This is a genomic window from Flavobacterium sp. (assembly GCF_020217025.1).
Lineage (GTDB): Bacteria > Bacteroidota > Bacteroidia > Flavobacteriales > Flavobacteriaceae > Flavobacterium.
Genome location: NZ_JAIWOF010000156.1, coordinates 1 through 10,000, shown reverse-complemented (window position 1 = coordinate 10,000; position 10,000 = coordinate 1). Strand labels below are relative to the sequence as shown.

The 10,000-nt window shown below is 34.3% G+C and carries 9 protein-coding genes and 1 tRNA gene; all 10 read left to right on the top strand.

What is annotated here, in order from left to right; all coding sequences use genetic code 11:
- On the top strand, positions 1-1,176 hold a 1,176-nt coding region (locus LDL23_RS07890; RefSeq protein ID WP_291265208.1), incomplete at its 5' end, for an FtsW/RodA/SpoVE family cell cycle protein.
- Positions 1,176-2,264: an undecaprenyldiphospho-muramoylpentapeptide beta-N-acetylglucosaminyltransferase gene (gene murG / locus LDL23_RS07885; protein WP_291265207.1), complete on the top strand. Its 1,089-nt coding sequence runs from the start codon at positions 1,176-1,178 to the stop codon at positions 2,262-2,264. The genes LDL23_RS07890 and murG, both read left to right, overlap by 1 nt.
- 33 nt (positions 2,265-2,297) lie before the next feature.
- On the top strand, positions 2,298-3,644 hold the full coding sequence (murC, locus tag LDL23_RS07880) for a UDP-N-acetylmuramate--L-alanine ligase (RefSeq protein ID WP_291265206.1): 1,347 nt from the start codon (positions 2,298-2,300) through the stop codon (positions 3,642-3,644).
- Positions 3,631-4,353, top strand: coding sequence for a cell division protein FtsQ/DivIB (locus tag LDL23_RS07875; RefSeq protein WP_026724216.1), 723 nt, complete (start codon positions 3,631-3,633; stop codon positions 4,351-4,353). Before murC ends, LDL23_RS07875 begins: the two co-directional genes overlap by 14 nt.
- A gap of 8 nt (positions 4,354-4,361) precedes the next feature.
- On the top strand, positions 4,362-5,738 hold the full coding sequence (ftsA, locus tag LDL23_RS07870; RefSeq protein WP_291265205.1) for a cell division protein FtsA: 1,377 nt from the start codon (positions 4,362-4,364) through the stop codon (positions 5,736-5,738).
- An 11-nt stretch (positions 5,739-5,749) separates the two neighbouring features.
- Entirely contained in the window at positions 5,750-7,741 is a 1,992-nt protein-coding gene (gene ftsZ, locus LDL23_RS07865; protein ID WP_291265204.1) for a cell division protein FtsZ, read from the top strand.
- 136 nt (positions 7,742-7,877) lie between these two features.
- On the top strand, positions 7,878-8,327 hold the full coding sequence (locus tag LDL23_RS07860; RefSeq protein WP_291265203.1) for a GatB/YqeY domain-containing protein: 450 nt from the start codon (positions 7,878-7,880) through the stop codon (positions 8,325-8,327).
- A gap of 77 nt (positions 8,328-8,404) precedes the next feature.
- Positions 8,405-8,478: transfer RNA gene (locus LDL23_RS07855), tRNA-Arg, on the top strand.
- A gap of 81 nt (positions 8,479-8,559) precedes the next feature.
- Positions 8,560-9,420 carry a zinc-dependent peptidase gene (locus LDL23_RS07850; RefSeq protein ID WP_291265202.1) on the top strand — a complete coding sequence of 287 codons (861 nt, stop codon included), beginning with the start codon at positions 8,560-8,562 and terminating at the stop codon, positions 9,418-9,420.
- 69 nt (positions 9,421-9,489) lie between these two features.
- The gene (locus tag LDL23_RS07845; RefSeq protein ID WP_291265201.1) at positions 9,490-9,909 is read left to right on the top strand and encodes a CBS domain-containing protein; all 420 of its coding nucleotides are present in this window, start codon (positions 9,490-9,492) and stop codon (positions 9,907-9,909) included.
- The last annotated feature ends 91 nt before the right edge of the window (positions 9,910-10,000 follow it).

The following is a 10,000-nucleotide window of genomic DNA, read 5'->3' as shown; positions in this document are numbered from 1 at the left end:
GGAATCATTTATTGGATTCACAAAATGCCCTATCATTACTTCAAAGCCTTGTCTATTTTTGGAATTCCTTTAGTAGCCTTATTGTTGGTTTACACATTGTTTAAAGGAACAGAAATTGGTGGAGCAAATGCCAGTCGTTGGATTCAAATTCCATTTGTGGGAGTAAGTTTTCAAACTTCTACTTTGGCATTTATTGTTATAATGGTTTATGTAGCGCGCTATTTAGCAAAAGTTAGCGATAAAGTATATTCGTTTAAGGAATCATTTTTAGAACTATGGGTGCCTGTTGGAGGAGTTTTAGTGTTGATTTTACCTGCCAATTTTTCAACAACAGCCTTAATTTTTGCGATGATTTGCATGTTAATTTTTATCGGACAATATCCTTTAAAATATTTGGGATATGTTTTAGCGATGGGAGTTTCAGCCATGTTGTTGTTTATATTATTAGCAAAAGCTTTTCCAGATAATAAGTTTTTTAGTCGTGTAAATACTTGGGAAAATCGTATCGAGCGTTTTACAAAAGACACGCCAAATGAAGATGATTACCAAATTGAAAAAGCAAAAATCGCTATCGCTTCTGGTGGAGTAATTGGATTAGGAGCAGGAAAAAGTGTTCAGAAAAATTTCTTACCTCAATCTTCTTCCGATTTTATTTTTGCAATTATTGTTGAAGAATGGGGATTGGTGGGTGCTTTAACGATTATCGGATTGTATTTATTATTGTTAATTCGATTTGTAATCAATGCTCAAAAAGCTTCGAGTTTATTCGGAAAATTATTAATCATCGGGCTCGGATTCCCAATCATATTCCAAGCATTTGTGAATATGGGAGTTGCCGTAGAATTATTGCCAGTAACAGGTCAACCTTTACCTTTGATTAGTAGCGGAGGAACTTCGATTTGGATGACATGTATTGCTGTCGGAATTATTTTAAGTGTTACCAAGAAAGAAGAAGAAGTAGCACTAGATTTAGAGGAAAAACGCAAACGTGATGAGGCTTTACAGCAAATTATCGATGCGCAAGTGGCTTTGAATGAAGAGAAAGATGCCGATGAAAATCAGCAAAAAATAAACGATATTAAAAGTTCGATTAGAGAATCTTTAATCGAAGATGAAAACGGAGATGTGCTAGTAAACGGACAAAATCCAATGAACGCAGTTTTAAATAAAAAATAATGAAAAAACCAAGATTCATAATAAGCGGAGGCGGAACTGGCGGACATATTTATCCAGCCGTTGCGATTGCGAACGAATTAAAATCTCGTTTTCCTGAAGCGGAGTTTCTTTTTGTAGGTGCCAAAGATAAAATGGAAATGCAAAAAGTGCCTCAAGCGGGTTATGCGATTAAAGGATTGTGGATTTCGGGAATTCAACGAAAATTAACTTTAGATAACGCGATGTTTCCATTCAAACTGCTTTCAAGTATGTGGAATTCATTCCGAATTATCAAAAATTTTAAACCTGATGTTGTAATTGGAACGGGAGGTTTTGCCAGCGGTGCCGTTTTGAAAGTGGCTTCGATGTTGGGTATTCCAACGGTAATTCAAGAGCAAAATTCGTATCCTGGAATAACGAATAAATTATTGGCTAAAAAAGCAAATAAAATCTGTGTGGCTTACGAAAATTTGGAACGATTTTTTCCAAAAGATAAAATGATTTTAACTGGAAATCCAGTGCGTCAAGATTTGATTAACGAAGCAAGCAAAAGTGAAGCTATCGCTTATTTTAAATTAGATGCAAATAAAAAAACATTGTTGGTTTTAGGCGGAAGTTTAGGTGCTAGAAGAATCAACCAATTGATTGAAAAAGAATTGGATTTTCTATTGAGTCAAAACATTCAAATCATCTGGCAATGCGGAAAATTATATTTGAACGATTACACAAAATATAATGAAAAAGAAAACGTTCAGGTAGTAGCATTTATTGATAGAATGGATTTGGTTTACGCTGCTGCGGATGTTGTAATTTCGCGTTCAGGAGCATCATCCGTTTCGGAATTGTGTATTGTAGGAAAACCAACGATTTTTATTCCATCACCAAACGTTGCCGAAGATCATCAAACCAAAAACGCTAAAGCAATTTCAGATAAAAACGGAGCAATTTTGATAAGAGAATCAGAATTAGAAACGCAATTTGAAACGGTTTTTTCTGATTTAATTTCAAACGAAAGCAAACAAGCTGAATTAAGTCAAAACATAAAGAAATTAGCCAAACCAAACGCAACAAAAGATATTGTTGAAGAAATAGTTAAGCTAATCAACTAAACAAATTAACAGTTAAACAATTTAACTAAAGAAATGAATCTAAATCAAATACATAACGTTTATTTCATCGGCATCGGAGGTATCGGAATGAGTGCTCTTGCTCGCTATTTTCAATACATTGGAAAAAAAGTAGTGGGTTACGACAAAACACCAACGCAGTTAACAGATGAATTACAAGCAATCGGTTTAGAAATTCATTTTGAAGATAATATCAATTTAATTCCAACCGATTTCTATGTTGAAAATACATTAGTAATCGTAACGCCAGCCGTTCCAGTTTCGCATTCCGAATGGAATTATTTCATCGAAAGAGGATTTACTATTAAAAAGCGTGCTGAAGTTTTAGGAATCATTACAAAAGACACGTATTGTTTTGCAGTAGCTGGAACGCATGGAAAAACAACAACTTCAAGCATTTTAGGTCACGTTTTATATGAAAGTGGCGTAGATGTTACCGCTTTTTTAGGTGGAATTGTGGAGAACTATAATTCCAATTTAATCGGTTCAGGAAAAACAGTTACGGTAGTGGAAGCAGATGAATTTGATCGTTCGTTCTTGCATTTACATCCTAATGTTTCTTGCGTTACTTCAATGGATGCGGACCATTTAGATATTTATGGAGATGCGGCTAGTATTGAGGAATCATTCAGAGAATTTGCAGCCAAAACGCCAAGCGAAAATTTATACTTAATCAAAGGATTACCACTAGAAGGAAATACTATCGGAGTTAACAATGATGCTGATTTTTCTGCTCAAAACATCCGAATAGAAAACGGGTTTTATGTATTCGATGTGAAAACTCCAACCGAAGTAGTTAAAAATGTAAAATTTGGTTTGCCAGGTCATCATAATTTGACTAACGCATTATTAGCTTTTGCAATGGCTAAATCTTATGGCGTTTCCAATGAAAAAATCATTGCAGCATTAGCAAGTTTTAAAGGAGTAAGAAGACGTTTTTCTTTCCAAATCAGAGAAGAAAAATTAGTTTATATAGATGATTATGCACATCATCCAACGGAAATTAATGCAGTGCATCAAGCGGTTCGTGAATTGTATCCGGGTAAAAAAATAATTGCAGCTTTTCAACCACATTTGTTCAGTAGAACAAAAGATTTTGTAGATGGTTTTGCAGAAAGTTTAAGTCAATTCGACGAGATTTTATTATTGGAAATTTATCCGGCTCGCGAGTTGCCAATGGAAGGTGTAAATTCGACTTGGTTGTTGAATAAAATTAGCAATCCAAATAAGAAATTAGTCAGCAAAGACGAGTTGTTCACTGCTTTTGAAAATTCAGATGCTGATGTGTTTGTAACGATAGGTGCGGGCGACATTGGTGAGTTAGTAAAAGACCTAAAAAAAGCGCTTCATGAGAAGAATTAATTGGCATACTATTCGATTGGTGTTAATCATTTTTGCTATGATTTTCCTGTACTCTTTTTCGTCAAAGAGAAATAGTCAGCGTAAAATCAGTAAGATAGATATCAAATTTGAGTCGAATGAGAATATGTTTTTAACACATGAAATGGTTAATAACTTGTTAATACAAAATTTAGGAGGTACTTCATCAATACAAAAAGATAAAGTAGATTTGAATACTTTAGAAACTGTTCTCGATGATCACGAGATGATTGAAAAAGCTCAAGTTTTTTCAACAGTAGACGGATTTCTAAATACGCGTATTACTCAAAAGACCCCAATCGTAAGAGTTATTACTGATGCTGATAGTTACTATCTTGATTCAAAAGGAGATAGGATGTCATTGTCGGAGAATTTTTCAGCACGTGTTCCGCTGGTTGTCGGCGCAATAAGTGAAGAAAATTGTAAGCCATTTTTGAAGTTGTTTAACGAAATCAAAAAAGATGATTTTTTAAGCAAAAACATTACGGCTGCTAAGATTATGCCTTCTGGAAATGTGGTGTTAACCAACAGAAGTTATGATTACAAAATAGTATTTGGGCAACCAAAAAATGTGGAAAGAAAGTTTAAGAATTACAAAGCTTTTTACCATCATGCTATTAAAGATACATTGATTAAAAATTATAAAGAAGTAAACTTGATGTTTACACAACAAGTGGTTTGTAAGAAATAGAAGAAGTTATGAACAAAGACAACATTGCAGTAGGATTAGACATCGGTACAACTAAGATTGTAGCGATGATAGGGAAGAAGAATGAATACGGTAAGCTTGAGATTCTAGGAATAGGAAAATCAAAAAGTTTAGGTGTTCACAGAGGTGTTGTAAATAATATTACGCAAACCATTCAATCGATTCAGCAAGCAGTTACCGATGCTGAAAACGATTCAGGTTATAAAATTAATGATGTTGTGGTGGGTATTGCTGGACAACACATCCGAAGTATTCAACATAGCGATTACATCAGTCGCCCAAATGCAGAAGAAGTAATTGGTGATGCTGATATTGATACGTTAATTGGACAAGTTCATAAATTAGCGATGTTGCCAGGTGAAGAAATTATTCACGTCTTGCCACAAGAATTTAAAATCGACGGTCAAGCCGAAATTAAAGAGCCTATAGGAATGTACGGTGGAAGATTAGAATCTAGTTTTCACGTAGTAGTTGGGCAAGCAGCATCGATTCGCAATTTAGGAAGATGTATCAAAAGTGCCGGATTAGAATTATCTGGATTAACACTTGAACCATTAGCTTCGGCTGATGCAGTATTGAGTCAGGAGGAAAAAGAAGCAGGAGTTGCTTTAATTGATATAGGTGGTGGAACAACTGATTTAGCCATTTTTAAAGATGGAATCATTCGTCATACAGCTGTTATTCCTTTCGGAGGAAACGTGATTACGGAAGATATTAAAGAAGGATGTTCAATCATCGAAAAACAAGCGGAGTTATTGAAAACTCGTTTTGGTTCTGCTTGGCCGGGAGAAAATAAAGACAACGAAATTGTTTCTATTCCAGGATTAAGAGGAAGAGAACCAAAAGAAATTTCGTTGAAAAACTTGTCAAAAATTATTCACGCTAGAGTTGTGGAAATCATTGAACAAGTATATGCTGAAATTAAATTATACGGACACGAAGATCCTAAGAAAAAACTAATTGCAGGTATTGTATTAACTGGAGGTGGAGCGCAATTGCAACACATCAAACAATTGGTTGAATACATTACTGGAATGGATACTAGAATTGGTTATCCAAACGAACATTTAGCAGGAGATTCAGACGAAGAATTGTCAAGTCCATTATATGCTACGGCGGTTGGATTAGTAATGAATAGTATTAGAAATAATACCAAAAGTGCTACTCCGTTTGTAGAAATGAAAAAAGAAGAGCCAGTGGTGGTTCGCCCTCAAGCAGTGGTTGAAGAGCCAATTGTTGAGGAAGAAAAAGAGGAGCCAAAAGCAACTCAACCTATCAAGCACGAAACAACTGATGATAAAATCAAACGTTCGTTTTTTGATAAATACATTGATAAGATTAAAGAATTTTTAGATAACGCAGAATAAAAGGAGATACTATGTCAGAATTTGGAAACATTTCATTCGATTTGCCTAAAAACCAGTCAAACGTAATCAAAGTGATTGGCGTTGGTGGTGGAGGTAGCAATGCCATTAACCACATGTTTAAACAAGGTATTAAAGGTGTTGATTTTGTAGTTTGTAATACTGATTCTCAGGCATTACAAAACAGTCCTGTGCCAAATAAAATTCAGTTAGGTGTTAGCTTAACAGAAGGTTTAGGAGCTGGTGCTAATCCTGAAGTAGGTCAACAGTCTGCTATTGAAAGTATTGCCGAAATTGAAAAAATGTTGGACAGCAACACCAAAATGGTTTTCATCACCGCAGGAATGGGTGGAGGAACTGGAACGGGTGCCGCTCCTGTAATTGCGCAATTGGCAAAAGAGCGCGACATTTTAACAGTAGGTATTGTTACGATTCCTTTTCAATTTGAAGGAAAAGTTCGCTCTGAGCAAGCGTTAGCTGGAGTAGAACGTTTACGCAAACAAGTAGATTCTTTAGTCGTTATCAATAATAATAAATTACGTGAAGTATACGGAAACTTAGGTTTCAAAGCAGGTTTCTCTAAAGCGGATGAAGTATTAGCAACTGCATCAAGAGGAATTGCTGAAGTAATTACACACCACTATACACAAAATATCGACCTTAAAGATGCTAAAACCGTATTGTCAAATAGCGGAACAGCAATCATGGGTTCGGCAACTGCTGCTGGTTCAGATAGAGCAAAACAAGCCATTTCAAGCGCTTTAGATTCTCCATTATTGAACGATAATAAAATTACAGGTGCTAAAAACGTGTTGTTGTTAATCGTTTCTGGAACTGATGAAGCGAACGAAATTACAATCGATGAAATCGGAGAAATCAATGATTTCATTCAGTCTGAAGCGGGTTACAATGCAAACATCATTATGGGTGTTGGTGAGGAGGAAGCTTTAGGTGAGGCTATTTCGGTAACAGTTATCGCTACAGGTTTTAACATTGAGCAACAAGCTGAAATCGTAAATACAGAACCAAAGAAAATTATTCATTCATTAGAAGACGAACAAAAAATTGTTCACGAATTAATGAATAAAGCAGCTTCAAATATTACGGTAAATAACCCGATTTTTGAAACTCCAAAAGTAGAAGAAATTAAAGCGGATATCATCAATCCTATTTGTGACGAAGTGGTAGAGCAAAAAATAGTTTTCACTTTAGAGGAAGAAGTTGAGGAGCCAAAGTTTGAAATTCATACTCCAGTAGCTCCAGCAATGGATTTAGTGCCAACTTCTGAATTAATTAAAAATATTGACGTTCAATTTGAGGTAATTACACCAAATGTAGCGCCAACATTCGAAATTATCACACCACAAATCAGAGAAATCGAAGTAAAAGATCCTGAATTTGTAGTAGCTAAAGAAGAAGAAATCAGTTTTTCATTCGATTTATTTGCTACAAAAGAGGAAGTAAAAGAAGTAACTCAAGAGAGTACTATTGTTTTTGAGTTAACTCCAGAAACACGTCAAATGGAAGTGAAAGATCCAATTAATGTGGTTCCAGTTACGGAAGTAAATCAAAACGGAATTATCAAATATTCGTTAGAAGATTACTTAGAAAAAGAAGAAGAATTAGTGGCTTCTAAACCTGTCGAAGTGGTTAACGAACCAGTAGATGAGGAATTGAACTTCACTATGAAAACCAATGTTCAAAAGTTTGAAGATGCGGCTCAATTAGATAACACGTCGCCTTTAGAAATGTCAATCGAAGAAACATTAAAATTCAGAGCTGAGGAACGTAAAAGAAAAATGAAAGAATTCAATCATAAATTCAACAACAGCGCTTCGCAAATTGATGAGTTTGAAAGAGTTCCTGCATATAAAAGAATGGGGTTTGATGTAACATCTACACCAAACACAGCTAGTAATCAATCTAGAATGTCTTTAGGAACAGATAGTAACGACGATATTCAATTACGTTCAAACAATTCTTTCCTACATGATAATGTAGATTAAATCTACAACAAACTAACCTACCCAAAGGAACCCGAAGAGCAATTTTCGGGTTTTTTTATTACCTTTGCACTATGTTTGCAAAACCTATTTTTAGGGTTTGGACATAAATCAACTACAATAAATAAAAAAATACAATATGAGTTTAGAAGCAAAAATCATGGATCACATGAAAGAAGCCATGAAAGCAAAAGATAGTGTAGCTTTAGAAGCACTAAGAGCTATTAAATCGGCAATTATTTTAGCTAAAACAGAAGTTGGAGCAGGAGATGGTTTGTCAGAAGATCAAGAAATCAAAATGTTACAACGATTAGTTAAAATGCGTAAGGATAGTGCTGAAATCTTCACAACGCAAAACCGTCCTGATTTAGCAGAGCCAGAATTAGCTCAAATTGCTGTAATTGAGAAGTTTTTACCAGCTCAGTTATCAGAATCTGAAGTAGAAGCAATCATTGCTAAAATCATTACAGAAACTGGTGCTTCAGGGATTGCTTCAATGGGTAAAGTCATGGGATTAGCAACAGCTCAAATTGGAGGACAAGCAGAAGGAAAAGTAATTTCTGGAATTGTAAAGAAATTATTAGTTTAAATAAGAAGAAAGAACAAAGATAAAAGAGCAAAGATTGAGGTCTTTATTTTTCTTCTTTGCTCTTTTATCTTAAAAAAGGCTTCGTAGTTCAACTGGATAGAATATCAGATTTCGGCTCTGAGGGTTGCAGGTTCGAACCCTGCCGAGGTCACAAATAAACGTCAAGATTTCTTGACGTTTATTTTTTTTAAACACATTATTTTTACGTTATTTGTAAGATAGTCTCAAATAAATGAATCCACCACCTGTAGAACACGAATTATTTTTAGCCGATTATATCGGTATGTTTATAGTGGTAGCGCCTTTTGCTGCAATATTTTTTACCTTTGCATTTTATGTAGCCGAAATCGTTTATCTCCGAAATTATAAAAAACCTCTAATAGTATTTGCTAATATTAATTTTTTAAAGTTAAGTGATACTAGAAAGCATATTTTAGTTTCTAATTTTCAGTTTTATAATCGATTAAAGCCTAAATATAAGCGCTATTTCGAACATCGTGTCTCAAAACTAATTCTTCATTACGATTTTGACGGAAGAGATATTGAGGTAACAGAAGAAATGAAAGTAACCATTTCAGCTACTTATGTGATGTTAACCTTTGGGATGCGCGAGTATTTGAATCCTCTTTTCAAGAGAATAGTTATTTATCCAGATATTTACTATTCTTCCCAAAATGATAATTACCACAAAGGAGAATTCAATCCGAGATTGGAATCAATCGTTTTTTCATGGAAACATTTCAAAGAAGGAATCGATATTACAAATGATAATCTTAACTTAGGATTGCATGAGTTTACACACGCTTTTCATATTTATGCGCTTAAAAGTGATAAAGCAACTTTTGTATTGTTTAATGAATCACTACAGAATTTATTCCGAGTAGTTTCAAAACCAGAAGTAAAACAACGTTTAGTTGAATCTGGATTTTTAAGAGATTATGCTTATGAAAATCAATTTGAATTTGTGGCGGTTTTGTTGGAGTACTTTTTTGAGTCACCAGATGAATTTAAGTCAAAATTTCCGTCTATATTCCTGAAAGTTAAGCATATGATTAATTTTAATGAAAGGTATTTTATTTCTTCTGTAGCTTAAAATACTGATATCTATCATGTTTTTATACTGGGATATTGAGTAACTTTATGTCATTAAAATTTCGGTATTATGAAACAAAAAGTGCCCGTGTCAACTATCATGACAAAAAATGTAGTGAAGTTGAACTTATCAGATGATTTAACAAAAGCGGAAAGCTTGTTTAAAAAGTACCACATAAGACACATTCCAGTAGTTTATAGTAATAAAATTGTGGGGATGTTAAGTTATACCGATTTGTTGCGTATTTCTTTTGCAGATGCTGTTTATGACGACGAAGAAGTTGTGGATACAACAGTATATAATATGTTTACTGTGGAGCAAGTAATGGCTAAAAAAATAGTTGCTATCTCTCCCGAAACAACAATTAAAGAAGCAGCTGAAATTTTAGCTACAAAAGAGTTCCATGCACTACCCGTTTGTGAAGGAGAATTGTTGGTAGGAATTGTAACTACAACCGATTTAATAAAATACTTAATCGATCAATATTAAATGAAAAAGCCTAACATTTTAAAATGTTAGGCTTTTTTGAATTATTTTGTAATTTGTTTCAAATCAGCAATAGTTGCAATTGGGTCCTGTG